Origin of the sequence: Micromonospora sp. NPDC048986 (assembly GCF_040649335.1) — a bacterium.
GTDB lineage: Bacteria > Actinomycetota > Actinomycetes > Mycobacteriales > Micromonosporaceae > Micromonospora > Micromonospora alfalfae.
Genome location: NZ_JBEZFJ010000006.1, coordinates 129,203 through 147,314, shown reverse-complemented (window position 1 = coordinate 147,314; position 18,112 = coordinate 129,203). Strand labels below are relative to the sequence as shown.

Genomic DNA, 18,112 nt, shown 5'->3' with positions numbered 1-18,112 from the left:
ACCGGACACCCCCACCCACCTGCCCGGTTCGCCGGGCGCCTCCCCCCGGAGGTGCAGCGATGCTGCTCCGAAAGACCGCCCTCGTCCTGGCCCTCGCCACCGCCGCGCTGCTCGCGTCCACCGCCCCGGCGGCCGCCGCCCCCGCCGATCCCGCCCCGGCCGCCGCCGCGCCCGCGACACCCTTCGTCGCCGCGGCGGCCAACCCCGTCATCGTGGTCGGCGGGCTCAGCGGGGTCGCCGTCGCGTACGAGCCGATCGCCGCCCGCCTGCGCGCCGACGGCTACCGCGCCTTCATCTACCAACTGCCCGGGCTGGGCCTCGGCGACATCCCCACCTCGGCCCGCGCGTTCGCCAGCTACGTCAACCAGGTCCGCGCCAGCACCGGCGCGGCGAACGTGGACGTCGTCGCCCACTCCGAAGGGGGCCTGGTGAGCCGGTACTACCTCAAGCGGCTCGGCGGCACCGCCACCGTCGGCCGCTACGTCAGCCTGGGCACACCGCAGTACGGCACGTACGTCGCCAACATCGTGGCGTTCCTGGGCCTGGGTAGCTGCGCCGGCGTGCTGGCCTGCCAACAGATGAGCATCGGCTCGGCGTTCCTCGCCGACCTCAACGACGGCGACGACACCCCGGGCGCGGTGCGCTACACCACCATCCGCACAGTGCAGGACGAGTTGGTCCGGCCAACCGGGAACGCCGCCGTCAACGACGGTGCGACGAACGTGCTGATCCAGGCGTACTGCCCGCTGCGGGTGGTGGGGCACCTCGGTCTGGTGCTCGACGGCACGGCGTACACCATCGTGCGCGGCGCCCTGGTCGACGGCCCGGTGCGACCCAACTGCCTCGCGCTCTGACCCGCTGCGCTGCGGCGGTCCCGCCGGGGACCGCCGCACCGGGCCCGCGACGGTGAGTGTCGGGTGCGCGACGATCGCCCCAAACGGTGTGGCAGACATCAGATGCCCTCGATAGCCTGCTCCGGCTGTCCATTCCCGACAGTGGAAGCCATCCTCCGAGAGGGAGCAGCGCTCATGACCGAGCCGCCCACAGTGCCGCCGGAGAACACCCCGCCGACAGTGCCGCAGCTCGACGTCCGGGCCGCCCAACCACCGTCGGCCGACACCCCGCCACCCACCGGCGGGTTCGCCGACCGCCCACCGGGCTATCCCAGCGCGCTGGTCTGGCTGCGCGCCGGGATCCTGCGGGACTGGCGCGGCGTGCTCGGCGCGTTCCTCGCGACCTGGTTCTACCTGCCGGTCGCGCTGCTCCTGGCGTTCTGGGGCGGCCTCACGTTCGGCATCGTCGGGCTCTTCGCCGTCGGAACCGGCGCCGACGACCAGCTGCCCCAGGTGCTGCGCGACGCCCCGCTCATCGGCTCGTTGACCGAGGCGTTCCTGACCCGCTCCGGCGGGTTGCTCGGCGGCATCGCCGGCTTCGCCATCGGCTTCCTGGTCGGCTTCCTCGCCGTGCTGGCCCTGCCCTGGATGGGCGTCGCCGACGAGCCCTTCGCGCTGCTCACCGGCCTGATCGGCACTGTCGTCGCGGCGGCGCTGATCGGGGTCCTCTACACGCTCTACCGGGTGCTGCTCGAACCCCGCCTGCTTGTCGTCTCGGGTGCCCGCCAGCCCAGCCGCCGCGAGTACGCGCGGCTGCGCCCCGTGCTCGACGACTGCGCCCGACGGCTCGGCCTGCCCAGCGTGCCCAGGCTGCTCATCGAGGACGACCCGGTCCTGAGCAACGCCCGCACGTACGCCCGGCACGTGGTGGTCACCACCGCCGTGCTGAGCGAACCGGACGACGAGGTGGCCGCGCTGCTCAGCCACGAGCTGGTGCACTGGCGCACCGGGGACGAGATCACCAGCGCCTTCGTCCGCGGTGTCGGCCTGCCACTGACCCTCGCGCACGCCCTGCCGACCTGGCTGATGCGGACGTTCCCACACCCGGGCACCAACTTCGTGGTCTTCGTGTTCTTCTGGCCGGTGCTGCTCACCATGCGGTACGTGGTGCTGCCACTGCACGCCCGTGACGTGCGGGCCGCCGAGTACCGGGCCGACCTCGGCGCGGTGCTCACCGGGCACGTCGACGGCCTGCGGCGCATCCTGGAACGACGGTTGTCCTTCGAGACCGGCCGCAGCGGCTGGGACGAGGCGGTCTGTGCCACCCACCCGCCGCACGAGCTGCGACTCGACGCGTTGGAGCGGGCGCCGCTGGCGGGTGCGCCCGCCGGGGCGGGACAGCCCGTCACCGTCGACGGGCTGTTCAACAGCGCCGGTCCGGTCGGCACCCGCCGCACCTGGCTGCTGGTCGGCGCCCTCACACTGGCCGCCTGCCTCGGCACCAGCGGACTCGGCGTGGTGCAGTGGGCGTTCTTCCGGCCCCAGGCGGCGATCGACGGCTACTTCTCCGCGCTCGCCGATCGGGACAGCGACGCCGCGCTCGGCTACCTGACCGACCAGGGCAGCGACACCGACACCAAGCTGCTCGCTCAACTGCTGCGCGGCAAGGGCTACCAACCACCGACCGACGTCGAGATCAGCTCGTTGGAGCGCGACGGCGACAGCGCCACAGCCACAGTGGCGTACCGGCTGGGTGACGCACGGGAGACCGCCGCCCTCACCCTGCGCCGCGAGGACGAGACCACCGCCGGGCTGTTCCACGGCTGGCGGTTGAGCGGCGGGCCGACCCCGCTCAACGCCGCGATCGCCGACCCCGGGGTACGGCTCAACGGGGTGGAGCTGCCTGTCGCCACCGAGGGTGCCCCGTTGGTGCTGTTGCCCGGCGGCTACACCGCGACCGGCCCGTCCAGTGCGCTCAGCGAGACGCCGAGCACGACGATGCTGGTCGGCCCGGGGGAGACCGCCGCCGTCCTGCAACTGGCGCCGGTGCTCAAGCCGGCCGCGACCGAGGCCGTCGAGGCGCAGGTACGCGCCTGGTTGGACGAGTGCGCCAAGCAGAAGGTCGCCGCCCCGCCGGGCTGCCCGTTCCGGTACTACGGCGGCTCCGCCCAGAAGATCACCTGGAAGATCCTGGAGTATCCGAAGCTCGCCGTGGAACTCACCGGCCCCGCCAGCGCCCAGGTCTCCACCCCGACCGAGACCCAGGGCAGGGTGCAGGCCAGTGGCACCACCACCTACTTCGGCGGCAGCTCACCGTTCACTGACGACACTGCGTTCACGGTCACGGGCGTCGCCACCGCCGACGGGGACAACGTGACCTTCCGACCCGCCGCCGACTGACCGGGAGACAGACCGTGACCGACAGCGACACCGCAGCCCGGCTGCCCGTCCGGCTGACCATCAGCCCCCGGCAGCGCCAGCCTCCGTCGGTCGATCTGCTGACCTGGATCCACCGCCGCCCCGAGTACCGGGCGGGAGTCCGCCCGGCCGGCGGCGGCGGGGGCCGGCCGGGATTCAGTGACGCGGTGATCATCGCGGTGCTCGCCCAGGGGCTGCTTCCCGGGCTGTTCAACCTGCTCCAGTCCTGGGTGGACCAGCAGCGCACCGAGGCCAGCATCCGGATCCAGGCCGGAGACACCGAAGTGGAGTTGCAGGTGAGCGGGCGGACCGACTCCGCTCGCCTGCTGGCCCAGGCGACCGAGGCGCTGCGCGCCGCCCGAGAGCCGGGCCCGGACGCCGCCGGGTGACCCGACGGCGCCCGGAACGCTGGGTCAGCTCGCCTTGGCGAGCGCCTCGAACTCGTCGTCGGTGAGTCGCACATCGGCGGCGCCCACGTTCTCCTCCAGGTGCGCCACCGAGGACGTGCCGGGAATCGGCAGCATCACCGGCGAGCGGCGCAGCAGCCAGGCCAACGCGAGCTGCGCGGGTGACGCGCCGTGCGCGGTGGAGATGGCGTCCAGTGGACCGCCCGGTCGGGCCAACTCGCCGGTCGCGATCGGGAACCACGGGATGAACGCGAGATCGTTGCGCTCGCAGAACTCCAGCACGTCCTCGGCGCTGCGGTTGGCCAGGTTGTACAGGTTCTGCACGGACGCGATAGTGGTGATCGCCTGGGACTGCTCGATCTGCGCGACGCTGACCTCGGACAGCCCGATGTGCTGGATCTTGCCTTCCTCCCGCAGCAGGGCCAGCTCACCGAGCTGATCGGCGAGCGGCACCTTCGGGTCGATCCGGTGCAGCTGGTACAGCGGAATGCTGTCCAGACGGAGGTGGCGCAGGCTCAGCTCGCACTGCTGACGCAGGTACTCCGGGCGGCCCACCACCCGCCAGTCGCCCGGCCCGGATCGGGTGAACCCGCCCTTCGTCGCGATCACCAGGTCATCGGCGTACGGGTGCAGCGCCTCCCGGATCAGCAACTCCGACACGAACGGCCCGTACGAGTCTGCGGTGTCGATGAACGTCACGCCCAGCTCGACCGCACGGCGCAGCACGCGAACCGCCTCGGCCGGGTCCTTCGGGTCACCCCAGACACCCGGGCCGGTGATCTGCATGGCCCCGTAGCCGAGCCGGTTGACTGTGACATCGCCACCGATCCGGTACGTGCCGGACGCCTTCGCGGGCTGCTCACTGATGTTTGTCGCCATTGCCCGATCCCCAATCGTCTCGTCGTGGCGGGCGTGGACAGCGCGGGCGTGAAATGCCCACCCGCCACCGATGGATCATCCCCCGGAACCCGGCAGCCATGCCGCCGGTCTGCCGACTGTGGGCGCGGACACGCCGTCAGCGCGCCGACCCGAGTTGGCGGGAGCGCCCGGTACGACCGGGGTGGCCGTGCGACGCTGGCCGGAGCCGGTGCGTTCCGGCGCGACGGCGAGGGGAGCACCGATGGGAGTGCCGCAGGTCAACTTCGCGCTCGACACGTACGAGTGCATCGTGATCTATCCCGGCGCGGCCGGGCGGGCCCTGCCCGCGGAGACCGTGCAGCGGTTGCAGGCCGAGCACGCCGAACACATGCAGGCGTTGCAGCGCCGCGGCATCGTCCTGGTCGCCGGCTCGGTGGACGGGCCGGCGCGCGAGCCGGACCCGCCGATCGGTTTCGGGCTGGCCCGCACCGGCAGCGTCGACGATGTCCGCAGCGTGCTGGAGGCCGACCCGGCGGTGCAGGCCGGGCTCTACCGGGTGGAGGTGCTGACCTTCCTCTGCCCGGCCGGTTCCCTGGAGTTTCCGCTGGTCAAAGCGGGTAGCTGAGCCGCCGGTCCATCGGTGGCTGTCGTGATGGCGACGGCGCTCACCCGCCCGCCGGTGCTACGGTCGCGCCCAGCGCGGGCCGCCGCCGGGGCGTACCCGGTGTCGTGGGTCGGCCCCGGTCGAGGAGTCGCCATGATCTCCGCCGCCACCCCCGATGCCGCGTCAGCCGCCGCCCGACTGCGGGCCCTGCTCGGCGACCGGCTGCACGAGCCGGGCGATCCCGGTTACGCCGCCACCACCCGACTCTGGAACGGCGCGGTGGCGCGCACGCCCGCGCTGGTCGCCCAGTGCCGGGACTCCGCCGAGGTGGCCGAGGCGGTCCGCGTCGCCGCCCGGTGCCACCTGCCGATCTCGGTCCGCTCCGGCGGGCACGACTGGGCCGGCCGGGCGCTGCGCAACGGTGCTCTGGCGCTCGACCTGACCGGGCTGCGCGCCGTCGAGGTCGACCCCGACGCGGCCACTGTGACCATCGGTGGCGGCGTCACGGCGGCCGAGCTGCTCGCCGCGGCCCGCCCCTACGAGCTGGTGGTGCCCACCGGCACGGTTGGCGGCGTGGGGATGGCCGGGCTCACCCTGGCCGGCGGGTACGGCCCACTGTGCGGTCGGTTCGGTCTGGCGGTGGACAGCCTGCTCGGCGCGGAGGTGGTTCTCGCCGACGGCCGCCGGGTCACCGCCGACCTCCGGCACGACGCCGAGCTGTACTGGGCGCTGCGCGGCGGCGGTGGCAACCTCGGCATCGTCACCGAGCTGCGCTTCCGCGCGCACCGGCTGCCCGGCGTGCTGGCCGGCATGATCATGTTCGCGCTCTCCGAGGCACCGGCTGTGCTGCGCGGCTACGGCGCGCTGGTCGCCGAGGCCCCGGACGAGCTGACGGTGATGACCGGCTTCCTGCCCGGCCCGGCCGGCGAGCCGGTGATCTTCGTCTGCCCGTTCTACAGCGGCCCCGACCTGGACGCCGGGAGGCCGTGGATGGACCGGCTGCGCGCGCTGGGCAGCCCGCTGGTCGACCAGATCGGCCCGCTGCCGTACGCGGACGCGCTGCGGATGTTCGACGGTGGGATGGTCGACGGCAACCACTACCTGCTGCGGACCCGGTGGTTGCCAGCGCTCACCGACGGCACGGTGGACACGCTCGTCGACGCGGCCCGGCAGGTCACCTCGCCGTTCTCCGCGCTGGCAGTGCACCACTTCCACGGCGCGGCCAGCCGGGTCCGACGGGCCGACACGGCGTTCGGGCTGCGCACCGATCACCTGATGGCCGAGATCATCGCGGTGTGGGCGCCCGGCGACCAGGCCGGTCCGCACCGCGAGTGGGCCGAGCGGACCTCGGCGGCGCTCGCCCCGCGCGCCCTGCCCGGTGGTTACCCCAACCTGCTCGCCCCCGAGGAGACCGACCGGGTCCGGCTCGCCTACGGCGCGAACTGGGAGCGGCTACGCCGGGCCAAGCGCCACTACGACCCCCGCGACCTGCTGCACGCGGTGCCCACCCTGCCACCCTCGGGACATCCGGAATGAGCCGCCGCCGACCGCCGTCGGGGCACTCGGAGTGGGCCGCCGCCGGGAGCACCCCGACAGCGCACGCCGACGGAGGCGTACGATTCCCGGCGCGCGGTCGCTGATGCCCGTCGCCACAACGTTCCCGGTGCGGTTCCGCCCGCCGGCCCGACGCGCACCGCGCGTCGTTGGACACCTGTTCCGCTGCCTGCAAGGGGTCGGCCCCGAGTCCGACCTGAAGGAGAGACTAGCCTGATGGGCGTGACACGCCGCGCGAAGATCGTCTGCACTCTTGGTCCCGCCACCTCGTCCCCGGAGCGCATCCGGGGTCTCGTCGAGGCCGGCATGAACGTGGCGAGGCTCAACTTCAGCCACGGCAGCCACGCCGACCACGAGGCGGTCTACCGACTGGTCCGGGAGGCGTCGGAGGCAACAGGTAAGCCGGTCGCCGTCCTCGCCGACCTGCAAGGCCCCAAGATCCGGCTCGGTCGGTTCGCCGACGGCCCGCACGAGTGGCGCACCGGTGACTCCGTCGTCATCACCGGCGACGACGTCATCGGCACCAAGGAGCGGGTCTCCTGCACCTACCGCAAGCTGCCGCAGGAGGTGAAGCCCGGTGACCGGCTGCTGATCGACGACGGTCGGGTCGCCGTCGAGGTCACCGACGTCACCGGCAACGACATCCGCTGCCTCGTCACCGAGGGCGGTCCGGTCTCCAACAACAAGGGCGTGTCGCTGCCCAACGTGGCGGTCAGTGTGCCCGCCATGTCGGACAAGGACGCCGAGGACCTGCGCTTCTCCCTGGGGCTCGGTGTCGACCTGGTGGCGCTCTCCTTCGTCCGCTCGGCCGAGGACATCAAGCTCGTGCACGGGATCATGGCCGAGGAGGGCGTGTTCCGGCCGGTGCTCGCCAAGGTCGAGAAGCCGGAGGCGGTGGAGCACCTGGAGGCCATCGTGCTGGCCTTCGACGGCGTCATGGTCGCCCGCGGTGACCTCGGTGTCGAGATGCCGCTGGACGAGGTCCCGCTGGTGCAGAAGCGCGCCGTGCAGCTGTGCCGGGAGAACGCCAAGCCCGTCATCGTGGCCACCCAGATGCTCGACTCCATGATCGAGAACTCCCGCCCGACCCGGGCGGAGGCCTCCGACGTCGCCAACGCGGTGCTCGACGGCGCGGACGCGGTGATGCTCTCCGGCGAGACCAGCGTCGGCAAGTATCCGGTGCTCACTGTCAGCACCATGGCCAAGATCGTGACGACCACCGAGGCCGGTTCCATCGGGGTGCCGCGCCTGCAGCACGACCCGCGTACCCACGGTGGCGCCCTCACCGTGGCCGCCTCGTCGATCGCCCGGGCCATCAACGCCAAGGCGCTCGTCGCGTTCTCGCAGACGGGCGACACCGTGCGACGGCTGTCCCGCCTGCACTGCGACCTGCCGCTGCTGGCCTTCACGCCGGTGCCCGAGGTGCGCGACCAGCTCGCCCTCACCTGGGGCGTGGAGACCTTCCTGATGCCGTTCGTGCAGCACACCGACGACATGTTCCGCCAGGTCGACCAGGCGCTGCTCGGCCTCGACCGGGCCAACCCCGGTGACTACGTGGTGATCGTGGCGGGTAGCCCGCCCGGCACCCCCGGCTCGACCAACACGCTGCGCGTACACCAGCTCGGCTCACTGGTCGACGCCGCGTCGGCGCGGGCCCTGCAGTGAGCGACGGTCGGGTCGCGGTCGGCCAGGCGGCGGTGGACCAGCTGCTGGAAGTGCTGGACCTCGACCCGACCGGCGACATGACCTTCCGGGGGATGAGCCCCCCGGTCGGCCCACAACGGGTGTACGGCGGTCAGGTCGCCGGTCAGGCCCTGGTCGCCGCCGGCCGCACCGTCGACCCGGAGCGGTTCGTGCACTCGCTGCACGGCTACTTCGTCCGCCCCGGCGACCCTGTCGAACCGATCGCGTACGAGGTGGAGAACATCCGCGACGGCCGGTCCTTCTCGGTCCGGCGCGCGGTGGCCCTCCAACACGGCAAGCCGATCTTCTTCATGTCGGCGTCGTTCCAGCGGGCCGAGGAGGGCCTGGACCACCAGGCCCCGGCCCCGCTGGACGTACCACCGCCGCAGGACGTGCCGACGATGACCGACCGGCTCTCCCGCTACCCGGAGCGGCTGGGCATCTGGGGTCAGATCCCACGACCGATCGACGTGCGCTACGTGGGCGAGCCCGGCTGGGTCCGCCCCGGCGACCGGCCGGCCGACCCGCACCAGCGCGTCTGGATGCGCATCGACGGCAAACTGCCCGACGACCCCCTGCTGCACGCCTGCGCGCTCACCTACGCCTCGGACCTCACCCTGCTGGACTCGGTCCTCTCCGCGCACGGCGAGGTGTGGGGTCCGGGCGGGTTGGTCGGCGCGAGCCTGGACCACGCGCTGTGGTTCCACCGGCCGTTCCGGGCCGACGAGTGGTTCCTCTACGACTGCCTGAGCCCATCGGCGTCCGGCGCGCGCGGGCTGGCCACCGGCCGGATGTTCACCACTGACGGCCAGCAGATCGCCAGCGCCGTCCAGGAGGGTCTGCTGCGCCGCGTCGGCGCCTGACGCTCTGGCTCATCTCCGCCGCTTGACCGTCGCTCGTCCCCGCCAGGCGGCTGGCGGGGATGACGTGCTTCAGGCCTGGTAGATGGCCTCGCCGGCGATCTCGATCTGCACGGTCTTGCCGACCAGCACCCCGCCGCTCTCCAGGACGACATTCCAGAGCAGGCCGTAGTCCTCACGGTTCATCTCGGCCGTCGCGCTGAACCCGAAGATGTTCTGCCCGTACGGATCCTGACGAGCACCACCAAAATTCACCTCCAGGTCGACGGCCCGGGTGATCCCCTTCACTGTCAACTCACCGGTCAGGACGAATCGTCCGGGAATACCGTCGGACTGCGGCGGAACAATGTGACTTCGGCCTCGTCCGCCCAGCCGGTGGTTGCGCAGACGCGCCCACTGGAATATGGGGTCCTCGTTGCCCTGCCACCTAATGCCGGTGCTTCGATATTCGAGGGTGGGAAAACGCTCCACGTCGAGGAAGTCGGCACTCTTCAGATGCGTGTCCCGGTCGACGCTTCCGGTGGTGATGCTGGCCGACATGATGGTGGCCGTCACCGAGGAGAGCAGCGGGTCCTCCGCCACGAAGATCTCCGCCGTGGCCTCGGCGAACTCACCGCGCACCGGGCTCACCATCATGTGCCGGGACAGGAAACCGATCCGCTTGTGCGCCTGATCGAGAAGATAGGAGCCGGCCACCGGGATGGTCATGCCGTCCCAGGTGCGTGTGGCGATATCGGTCATCGTGTTGCCTTCCCCCCGAGCGCACCCGGGTGTTTATCAATATGGTGCTGGCGGCCGGGTAAACGGCCAGACATTCGTACTCACGCCCAGCATAGGGACGCTCCGGACCGGCATTTCGGCCGCCACCGTGCGGTGGATCATGACGTACTTCACCGGTCCCTTCCGGCGACCGTTCACCGGTCCCGGTCGGGTGCCGGCGGCGCTACTTTCCATCGATGCGTGGCCGATCGGCCGAGGGCCGCCCGCCCGCCCGGTTGACCAGCGACTAACCTTGCCGACATGCGCCTCTCCGCTCGGGTCGACTACGCCCTCCGTGCGGCCGCCGAGCTTGCCGCGACGGCCAGCGGCCCCGGGCGCGGTCGGCCGGTGACGGCAGACCAGATCGCCCGCGCCCAGGAGATCCCGCCGAAGTTTCTGGAGAGCATCCTTCTCCAACTGCGCCGGGGCGGCATCGTGCACGCCCAGCGCGGCCCGGAGGGCGGTTACTGGCTGGCCCGCCCCGCCGAGGAGATCTCCCTCGCCGAGGTCATCCGGGTGATCGATGGGCCCCTCGCCCACGTACGCGGGCAACGCCCCGAGCAGCTCGGCTACCACGGTCCGGCACACGCCCTCCAGGAAGTCTGGATCGCGCTACGGGCCAGCGAGCGGGAGATCCTGGAACTGGTCAGCGTCGCCGACGTCGCCGCCGGCACTCTGCCCGCGCGGGTCACCGAGCTGGCCGCCGACCCGCGCGCCTGGATCTGAGCGCCGGTCGGCTCCCCCCGCCACCTGGTCGCGGCCTTCTTCGCCTGGGTCCGCACGCCGACCAGGTTTCCGGCCTGGCGTCGCCTGGCCCCTGGCCCTGCGCGCCTGGATTGCCGCGCTCGGTTCCCGGCCCGCGCCGCCTGGTCGCTGACCCGGCGCACCGCCCGTTCGCGTCCCATCCACCGATCGGGGGCTTGACCCCGGCTGCCCCATCCCGCATTGTCGACCAAGTCGATAGGAGATGCCGAAAAGTCTGGGGGCGCTCGTGCGCAAGCTGTTGGTCCTCGCTCTGGTCGGGCTCGTCGCGCAACTGATCGATGGTTCGCTCGGCATGGCATACGGCTTGACCTCGTCCACACTGCTGCTGGTCGCCGGGGTCGCCCCGGCCGCAGCCTCGGCCTCGGTGCACCTGGCCGAGATCGGCACCACGCTCGCCGCCGGGGTCGCGCACTGGCGGTTCGGCAACGTCGACTGGCGGGTGGTGACCCGCATCGCCCTACCCGGCGCTGTCGGCGCCTTCGCCGGCGCCACTCTGCTCAGCTCGATCTCCACCGAGGCCGCCGCACCGTGGATGGCCGGTATCCTCTTCACGCTCGGCGCGTACCTCCTGATCCGCTTCGCCCGCCCACTGCGCACCGACCGGGTCGGCGGACGGCTCCGCGGTCGTTTCCTCGGCCCCCTGGGCTTGGTCGCCGGCTTCGTCGACGCCACCGGCGGCGGCGGATGGGGTCCGGTGGCCACCCCCGCGCTGCTGGTCTCCGGCCGCATGGAACCCCGCAAGGTGATCGGCTCCGTGGACACCGCCGAGTTCGTCGTGGCCGGCGCGGCCAGCATCGGTTTCCTGATCGGGTTGGGCTCGGAGGGATTCCTGCTCCCCACCGTCGCCGCGCTGCTCATCGGCGGCCTCATCGCCGCCCCACTGGCCGCCTGGCTGGTGCGAATCGTGCCCGCCCAACTGCTCGGCGCGGCAGTCGGCGGCGTGATCGTGCTGACCAACGCCCGCACCCTGATCCGCTCCGCCGAACTGGACGGTCCGGCCCGACCCGCCCTGTACGCCCTGCTCGCCGCCGGCTGGCTGGCCGCCCTGGTGTTCGCCGTCCGTGCCCTACGCCGTACCCGCCGCGCCGGGGCCGTCGCCACCGCTCCCGCCGCCGGTGTGCCCGCCGAGGCATCCGACGGGGCGTCCGCCGGCGAGGCCCCGGCCGATCTGGCCGCAACGGCTACGCCCACCCACCGCTGACCCCCGGGTGACGCCCACCCCCCGCTGACCCCCCCCGGGTTGAGCTCACCCACCCACGCGCCTGCCGCGCCCCGGTCTCCATCGCCCGGGCTGCGTCACCAAGATCGCGCTACATCCTGGATGTAGTGGTATCCCGGTTCGTCGAAGCCACTACATCCAGGATCGAGCGTGACCTTGGCGACGGTGGGCGCACTGAGCCCTGCCCCCGGTCGGTCGGACACGGTGTTCGTCGTCAAGATTCGCGCGATATCGGGGATGTTGCTGTCGCCCGCGCGTCGGAGGTGGCAACGTCCGGAAAGGTGTGCCGATCTCGGCGCGGGGGCGCGGGGGCGCGGGGGCGCGGGGGCGCGGGGGCGCGGGGGCGCGGAGCCGCAGGGGAACGGCGGGGCGGCGGGTTAGGGGGTGAGCAGTGTGGTGGCCGCCTCGGAGAGCAGGGCCCAGGCTTCGTCGATGTGCGCTTCGGTGGTCTGGGGTGAGCCGACCGCCAGCCGCAGCGTGTAGCGGCCGGTGACCCGGGTGTGCGTCAGGTGGACCCGCCCGGTGGCGTTCGCCGAGGCCAGCAACGTCGCGTTGGTGTCGTCGTCGGCGCGCAGTCGGAAGCAGACCAGTGAGAACGGGTGCGCCGCGGCCAACTCGAACCGGTCGTCGGCGCGGACCCGCTCGGCGAACCGCGAGGCCAGCGCCACCCCGGAGCGGATGTGCGCCCGTAGCCCTTCGGCGCCGTACCAGCGCAGCACGAACCACAGCTTCAGGGACCGGAATCGCCGGCCCAGCGGGACCTGCCAGTCCCGGTAGTCGATCACCGCACCGGATTCGGAGGCCGCGTTGCGCAGGAACTCCGGCAGTACGGTCAGCGCCTCGATCAGTTCGGCCCGGTCGGCCACCCAGAACGCGTCGCAGTCGAAGCCGGTGAGCAGCCACTTGTGCGGGTCGAAGCAGTAGGAGTCGGCGTACTCCAGGCCGGCGTGCGTCCACCGGAGTTCGGGGCAGACGGCGGCGGATCCCGCGTACGCGGCGTCCACGTGCAGCCAGATCCCGTACTCGGCGCAGATGGCCCCGATCTCCGGCAGTGGGTCGACGGCGGTGGTGGAGGTGGTGCCGATGGTTGCCACCACGATGGCCGGCACGTCACCGGCGGCCAGGTCGGCCTCGATGGCGGCTCGCAGGGCGTCCGGCAGCATCGCCTGGGTGTCCGGGTCGACCTCGATCGACCGGATCCCGTCGCTGCCCAGTCCGGCGATCCGTGCCGCCTTCTCGATGGACGAGTGCCCGTGCACGGAGGTGTAGGCGCGGTAGCGCCGGTCGATGCCGGTGTGCCGCCAGCGGCCGCCGCTGGCCCGTTGCAGTGCGGTCAGGGTGGCCACGAGCGTCGCCGAGGAGGCCGAGTCCTGGATGACCCCACCGCCGGTGCTGGTCGAGCGGAACCGCGGTGGCAGGTCCAGCAGGTGGGCCAGCCAGTCCATCATCACCGTCTCCAGTTCGGTGCAGGCGGGGCTGGAGGCCCAGAGCATCCCCTGGACGCCGAGCCCGGAGCTGACCAGGTCCCCGAGCACGCTCGGGCCGGAGGTGTTGCCGGGGAAGTAGCCGAAGAAGCCCGGGTGCTGCCAGTGGGTCAGCCCCGGTACGACGATCGAGTCCAGGTCGGCGAGGATCGCCTCGACCGGTTCGCCGCCGGTGGTGGGGGGTTCGCTGGGCAGGGCGGCGGACACCGTGCCCGGCGGGTCGGCCGGGGCGACCGGGCGTTGCTCCACTGTCGCCCAGTAGTCGGCGATCCAGTCGACGACGGCGTGGCCGGCGCGACGGAATTCGGCGGGGTCCATGTGGTGAGCGCTCACCTGAACGAGTTGATCAGGCATCGATCACCGAGGCAAGGGCGGTATCCACTGTTGAGCGATGGTGGTCGATGTTGCAGACCGGAAAGCGCTTGCCTTACGATGCGCGGTGAGTCGGATCCGTGAGTTCCAGGGCGTTTCACCCCGATCAGATCGCCGTCCACCGCCGTCGCACCGCCGTCGCGGTGGGTTGGTCCACTGTGCTTCCCGGGCAGGGCCGGTGGGTCGTAGCGATCATCACCGGATCCCGGAGGCAGTGCATGCACCCGTCCAGACATCGGCTGATCCTGCTCGCCGCCACGACGGCGGCCACGGTGGTGGCCGGCACCCTCGGCACGGTCGTCGCCTCGGCCGCCGCCGTCGGCTGCCGGATCGACTATCAGATCACCAACCAGTGGCAGGGCGGCTTCGGCGCCAACGTCACAGTCACCAACCTCGGCGACCCGGTCAACGGGTGGGCCGTCACCTGGTCGTACGCCGCGGGCCAGCAGGTCACCCAGGCGTGGAACGCCGCCGTCACCCAGTCCGGCGCCCAGGTGACAGCGCGCAACGTCGACCACAACACCGCCATCGCCACGAACGGCAGCGCCTCGTTCGGCTTCAACGGTTCGTGGACCGGCAGCAACCCGGTGCCGGCCAGCTTCGCGCTCAACGGCACCACCTGCACCGGCGCCCCACCCACCGACGAGCCGACCACCCCACCGCCGACGACCCCACCGCCGACGACCCCACCCCCGACCACGCCTCCGCCGTCGGCCGGGGTGGTGCAGATGGAGAAGCTGGACAGGGGGCTGGTCAGCGTCCGCTCCGGCAGCGGCAACCTGGTCTCCTGGCGGCTGCTCGGCACTGAGACCTCAGGGGTGTCGTTCAACCTGTACCGGGGTTCCACCAAGGTCAACGCCAGCCCGATCACCGGTGCCACCAACTACCTCGACAGCGGCGCGGCGGCCGGCTCCGCGTACACCGTGCGGGCCGTGGTGGGCGACGCCGAGCAGGCGGCGTCACCACCGGCGTTGCAGTTCGGCGCGGGTTACCTGGACGTGCCGTTGCAGGTCCCGGCCGGGGGCAGCACCCCGAGCGGGGAGAGCTACTCGTACAGCGCGAGCGACGCCTCGGTCGGTGACCTCAACGGCGACGGCAGCTACGAGATCGTGCTCAAGTGGGAGCCGTCGAACGCCAAGGACAACTCCCAGTCCGGCTACACCGGCAACGTCTACGTCGACGCCTACACCCTCACCGGCACCCGGTTGTGGCGGATCGACCTGGGCCGCAACATCCGGGCCGGCGCCCACTACACCCAGTTCCAGGTGTACGACTACGACGGCGACGGCCGCGCCGAGGTGGCCATGAAGACCGCCGACGGCACCCGCTCCGGCACCGGTCAGCTGATCGGCTCGTCGTCGGCGGACTACCGCAACTCCAGCGGCTACGTGCTGTCCGGTCCGGAGTACCTGACCATGTTCAACGGGCAGACCGGCGCGATCGCCTCCACAGTCAACTACGACCCGCCGCGCGGCACCGTGTCGTCCTGGGGTGACTCGTACGGCAACCGGGTGGACCGGTTCCTCGCCGGCACCGCGTATCTGGACGGACAACGCCCCTCGCTGATCATGGCCCGGGGTTACTACACCCGCGCGGTGATCGCGGCCTGGGACTTCCGCAACGGCGCGCTGACCAAGCGCTGGACGTTCGACTCGAACTCCTCCGGCAACGGCGCCGCCGCTGGTCAGGGCAACCACCAGCTCTCCGTCGCCGACGTCGACGCCGACGGTCGCCAGGAGATCGTGTACGGGGCCGCCACCATCGACGACAACGGCCGGCTGCTGCACTCGACTGGCAACGGCCACGGCGACGCCATGCACGTCGGCGACCTGGACCCGGGCCGTGCCGGCCTGGAGGTGTTCAAGGTCGACGAGGACGGCAGCAAGCCCAGCTCCTATTTCGCTGACGCCCGGACCGGTCAGGTCCTCTGGTCCACCCCGGCGTCGGGCGACAACGGCCGGGGCGTCTCCGCGGACATCTGGGCGGGCAGCCCTGGCGCGGAGTCGTGGTCGTCAGCGGTCGCCGGACTGGCGAACACCAGGGGGCAGAATGTCGGGCGCAAGCCGTCCTCGGCCAACTTCCTCGCCTGGTGGGACGGCGACCCGGTGCGCGAACTGCTCGACGGCACGAAGATCGACAAGTACGGCACCGGCGGTGAGACCCGGCTGCTCGACGGCAGCGGGGTGGCGTCCAACAACGGCACCAAGTCGACGCCGGCGCTCTCCGGCGACATCCTGGGCGACTGGCGCGAGGAGGTGATCTGGCGGACCACCGACAGCCGGGCGCTGCGCATCTACAGCACACCCACGCCGACCAGCACCCGGATCTACACCCTGATGCACGACCCGCAGTATCGGGTGGCGATCGCCTGGCAGAACACCGCCTACAACCAGCCGCCGCACCCGGGGTTCTTCATCGGCAACGCAATGGGCACCCCACCGACGCCGGACATCCACCTACGTTGATGCAACCCCTGGCGGTCCCGAGCGGGGTCGCCTAGGGTGGCAGGCACCGGGCCGCAGCCGCGGAATCCGCTCAGCTCCGGCCCGGTGCGCCACACCGCGGCATTCCCAACCCGTCCCGACCGGGAATGCCGTACCACCACCGGCACCAACATTAGGCACCGTCCGGGTCGGCGGGGTGACGCTGACGTGAAGATCGTGTTTCACGCGCTCCGGCGCAGACCGCCCGCCACCTGCTCGGCGATCAATTCGTACGACCGCACCCGGTCCTGCACGTCGTAGACCAGCGTGGTCAGCATCAGCTCGTCCGCGCCGGTGCGCTCCACCAGGTCGGTCAGCTGCCGACGTACCGTCTCCGGCGAGCCCATCGCCTGGCCGTCACGGCGCGACACGACGAACTCCCGCTCGATCTCCGAGTACGGGTAGGCCGCCGCCTCGTCGGGCGTGGACAGCGGCTCCGGTCGCCCGGAACGCAACTTCAGGAACGACAACGCGCTCGGCCCGGCCAGCCACTCGGCCCGCTCGTCGGTCTCCGCGCACACCGCGTTGACCGCCACCATCGCGTACGGCTTGTCCAGCCACTGCGACGGGCGGAAGTTCTGCCGGTACAGGGCCAACGCCGGCAGGGTGTTCTGCGAGCTGAAGTGGTGCGCGAAGGAGAACGGCAGACCGAGCAGGCCGGCGAGCTGGGCGCTGAAACCGCTGGAGCCCAACAGCCACACGGCCGGCTGCTCACCGCGGCCCGGCGTGGCGATGATCTGCCCCGGCTTCTCCCCGCTGAAGTAGTTCATCAGGTCCGTCAGCTCGCGCGGGAAACCCTCCGCCGACAGGCCCTCCATGGTGCGCCGCAACGCCAGCGCGGTCACCTGGTCGGTGCCCGGCGCCCGCCCGATACCCAGGTCGATCCGACCGGGGTGCAGCGCCTCCAGGGTGCCGAACTGCTCGGCCACCACCAGTGGCGCGTGATTGGGCAGCATCACCCCGCCCGACCCCAGCCGGATCGTCGAGGTGTTCGCCGCCAGGTGCGCCAGCAGCACCGCGGGGGCGGAGCTGGCGATCGCTGGCATGTTGTGGTGCTCGGCCACCCAGAACCGGTGGTAGCCCAACTCCTCGGTGCGGCGTGCCAACTCGGTGGTGGCCTGCAACGCCGCGCCAGCGGTGGTGCCCTTGGCGACCGGGGCAAGATCAAGAACAGACAACGGTACGGTGATCACACGGTCAGCCAACCCGTCACCGACCGGCTTTGTTCCAACATGCGGGTTTTCGTCGGCCACCTCACCCGGCGCTCAGCCCATCCCACGCGCCTGCTCGAAAATCAGACTGGTCTGCGTGTGCTGCACCACCGGGTCCACCGCCAGGTGGTCCAGCACGAAGTCCCGCAACGAGTCGCCGGACGCCGCCCGCACATGCAGCACGTAGTCCTCGGCGCCCGCCACGTGGAACACCGACACCACCCCCGGCAGCCGCACCGACCGGGCCCGGAACGCGTCCACCGCCGCCCGCTCGTGCGCTGTCAACCGCACCGACACCAACGCCTGCAACGGCAGGCCGAGCGCCGCCGGATCCACCTCGGCGTGAAAACCACGGATCGCGCCGCGCTCGCGCAGCGCCCGGGTACGCGTCAGGCACGTCGACGGCGCCACACCCACCCGCTCGGCGAGCGCATTGTTCGGCAACCTGCCGTCCGCCGCCAGTTCGGTCAGGATCGCGCGGTCCACCTCATCCAGGGCCGGGTACGGCCGCAGATCATTCGGCTCAGGGGGCATTGCGCCATCCTCGCCCGAACTCAACACGGAAACCAACCGGTTTTGCAGAATCATCTGCCGAACCGTTG

At 71.7% G+C, this 18,112-nt stretch carries 15 protein-coding genes; 10 read left to right on the top strand and 5 right to left on the bottom strand.

The annotated features are described in order from the left end of the window. Positions 1–59: 59 nt before the first annotated feature. The 3 genes from AB0B94_RS14695 to AB0B94_RS14685 all read left to right on the top strand — a co-directional run bounded on the left by AB0B94_RS14695 (position 60) and on the right by AB0B94_RS14685 (position 3,640). Entirely contained in the window at positions 60–854 is a 795-nt protein-coding gene (locus AB0B94_RS14695) for an alpha/beta fold hydrolase (RefSeq protein ID WP_357277688.1), read from the top strand. Positions 855–1,028: 174 nt separating this feature from the next. Further along, positions 1,029–3,233, top strand: coding sequence for a M48 family metalloprotease (locus AB0B94_RS14690; protein ID WP_357277683.1), 2,205 nt, complete (start codon positions 1,029–1,031; stop codon positions 3,231–3,233). Between the two features lie 14 nt (positions 3,234–3,247). Then, a complete protein-coding gene (locus AB0B94_RS14685; RefSeq protein ID WP_357277674.1) occupies positions 3,248–3,640 on the top strand; it encodes a hypothetical protein in 393 nt (130 codons plus the stop codon). 24 nt (positions 3,641–3,664) lie between these two features. Here AB0B94_RS14685 and AB0B94_RS14680 read toward each other — a convergent pair whose 3' ends face one another. Next, the gene (locus tag AB0B94_RS14680) at positions 3,665–4,537 is read right to left on the bottom strand and encodes an aldo/keto reductase (protein WP_357277668.1); all 873 of its coding nucleotides are present in this window, start codon (positions 4,535–4,537) and stop codon (positions 3,665–3,667) included. A 241-nt stretch (positions 4,538–4,778) separates the two neighbouring features. On the opposite strand from AB0B94_RS14680, the gene AB0B94_RS14675 reads away from it, so the two are divergent. From AB0B94_RS14675 to AB0B94_RS14660, 4 genes are all read left to right on the top strand, one after another. Further along, positions 4,779–5,141 carry a YciI family protein gene (locus AB0B94_RS14675; protein ID WP_091407872.1) on the top strand — a complete coding sequence of 121 codons (363 nt, stop codon included), beginning with the start codon at positions 4,779–4,781 and terminating at the stop codon, positions 5,139–5,141. A 132-nt stretch (positions 5,142–5,273) separates the two neighbouring features. Next, positions 5,274–6,656, top strand: a complete 1,383-nt coding sequence (locus tag AB0B94_RS14670; protein ID WP_357277655.1) for an FAD-binding oxidoreductase — start codon at positions 5,274–5,276, stop codon at positions 6,654–6,656. A 234-nt stretch (positions 6,657–6,890) separates the two neighbouring features. Then, a complete protein-coding gene (pyk, locus tag AB0B94_RS14665) occupies positions 6,891–8,339 on the top strand; it encodes a pyruvate kinase (protein ID WP_112582693.1) in 1,449 nt (482 codons plus the stop codon). Then, positions 8,336–9,220, top strand: a complete 885-nt coding sequence (locus AB0B94_RS14660) for an acyl-CoA thioesterase II (protein ID WP_357277645.1) — start codon at positions 8,336–8,338, stop codon at positions 9,218–9,220. Before pyk ends, AB0B94_RS14660 begins: the two co-directional genes overlap by 4 nt. Before the next feature lie 69 nt (positions 9,221–9,289). Here the strand turns inward: AB0B94_RS14660 and AB0B94_RS14655 are convergent, their stop codons facing one another. Then, a complete protein-coding gene (locus tag AB0B94_RS14655) occupies positions 9,290–9,958 on the bottom strand; it encodes a YceI family protein (protein ID WP_357277640.1) in 669 nt (222 codons plus the stop codon). Between the two features lie 279 nt (positions 9,959–10,237). Between AB0B94_RS14655 and AB0B94_RS14650 the strand changes: the two genes are divergently transcribed. Continuing rightward, positions 10,238–10,702 carry an Rrf2 family transcriptional regulator gene (locus tag AB0B94_RS14650; protein ID WP_091407884.1) on the top strand — a complete coding sequence of 155 codons (465 nt, stop codon included), beginning with the start codon at positions 10,238–10,240 and terminating at the stop codon, positions 10,700–10,702. Positions 10,703–10,967: 265 nt separating this feature from the next. After that, on the top strand, positions 10,968–11,942 hold the full coding sequence (locus AB0B94_RS14645) for a sulfite exporter TauE/SafE family protein (RefSeq protein ID WP_357278457.1): 975 nt from the start codon (positions 10,968–10,970) through the stop codon (positions 11,940–11,942). A gap of 395 nt (positions 11,943–12,337) precedes the next feature. Here AB0B94_RS14645 and AB0B94_RS14640 read toward each other — a convergent pair whose 3' ends face one another. Further along, positions 12,338–13,777 carry a pyridoxal-dependent decarboxylase gene (locus AB0B94_RS14640; protein ID WP_357277633.1) on the bottom strand — a complete coding sequence of 480 codons (1,440 nt, stop codon included), beginning with the start codon at positions 13,775–13,777 and terminating at the stop codon, positions 12,338–12,340. 257 nt (positions 13,778–14,034) lie between these two features. Between AB0B94_RS14640 and AB0B94_RS14635 the strand changes: the two genes are divergently transcribed. Continuing rightward, positions 14,035–16,281, top strand: coding sequence for a cellulose binding domain-containing protein (locus AB0B94_RS14635; RefSeq protein WP_357277626.1), 2,247 nt, complete (start codon positions 14,035–14,037; stop codon positions 16,279–16,281). Positions 16,282–16,481: 200 nt separating this feature from the next. On the opposite strand, the gene AB0B94_RS14630 is transcribed toward AB0B94_RS14635, so the two are convergent. Then, positions 16,482–17,492, bottom strand: a complete 1,011-nt coding sequence (locus tag AB0B94_RS14630) for an LLM class flavin-dependent oxidoreductase (RefSeq protein ID WP_357277621.1) — start codon at positions 17,490–17,492, stop codon at positions 16,482–16,484. Between the two features lie 72 nt (positions 17,493–17,564). Continuing rightward, the gene (locus AB0B94_RS14625) at positions 17,565–18,044 is read right to left on the bottom strand and encodes an Lrp/AsnC family transcriptional regulator (protein ID WP_357277612.1); all 480 of its coding nucleotides are present in this window, start codon (positions 18,042–18,044) and stop codon (positions 17,565–17,567) included. Positions 18,045–18,112 lie beyond the last annotated feature (68 nt).

Bases quoted from the DNA above. Each gene is read 5' to 3' on its own strand.
- AB0B94_RS14635 (WP_357277626.1), top strand. From the start codon at position 14,035: ATGCACCCGTCCAGACATCGGCTGATCCTGCTCGCCGCCACGACGGCG.
- AB0B94_RS14655 (WP_357277640.1), bottom strand. From the start codon at position 9,958: ATGACCGATATCGCCACACGCACCTGGGACGGCATGACCATCCCGGTG.
- AB0B94_RS14625 (WP_357277612.1), bottom strand. From the start codon at position 18,044: ATGCCCCCTGAGCCGAATGATCTGCGGCCGTACCCGGCCCTGGATGAG.
- AB0B94_RS14670 (WP_357277655.1), top strand. From the start codon at position 5,274: ATGATCTCCGCCGCCACCCCCGATGCCGCGTCAGCCGCCGCCCGACTG.
- AB0B94_RS14695 (WP_357277688.1), top strand. From the start codon at position 60: ATGCTGCTCCGAAAGACCGCCCTCGTCCTGGCCCTCGCCACCGCCGCG.
- AB0B94_RS14650 (WP_091407884.1), top strand. From the start codon at position 10,238: ATGCGCCTCTCCGCTCGGGTCGACTACGCCCTCCGTGCGGCCGCCGAG.
- AB0B94_RS14680 (WP_357277668.1), bottom strand. From the start codon at position 4,537: ATGGCGACAAACATCAGTGAGCAGCCCGCGAAGGCGTCCGGCACGTAC.
- AB0B94_RS14675 (WP_091407872.1), top strand. From the start codon at position 4,779: ATGGGAGTGCCGCAGGTCAACTTCGCGCTCGACACGTACGAGTGCATC.
- AB0B94_RS14690 (WP_357277683.1), top strand. From the start codon at position 1,029: ATGACCGAGCCGCCCACAGTGCCGCCGGAGAACACCCCGCCGACAGTG.
- pyk (WP_112582693.1), top strand. From the start codon at position 6,891: ATGGGCGTGACACGCCGCGCGAAGATCGTCTGCACTCTTGGTCCCGCC.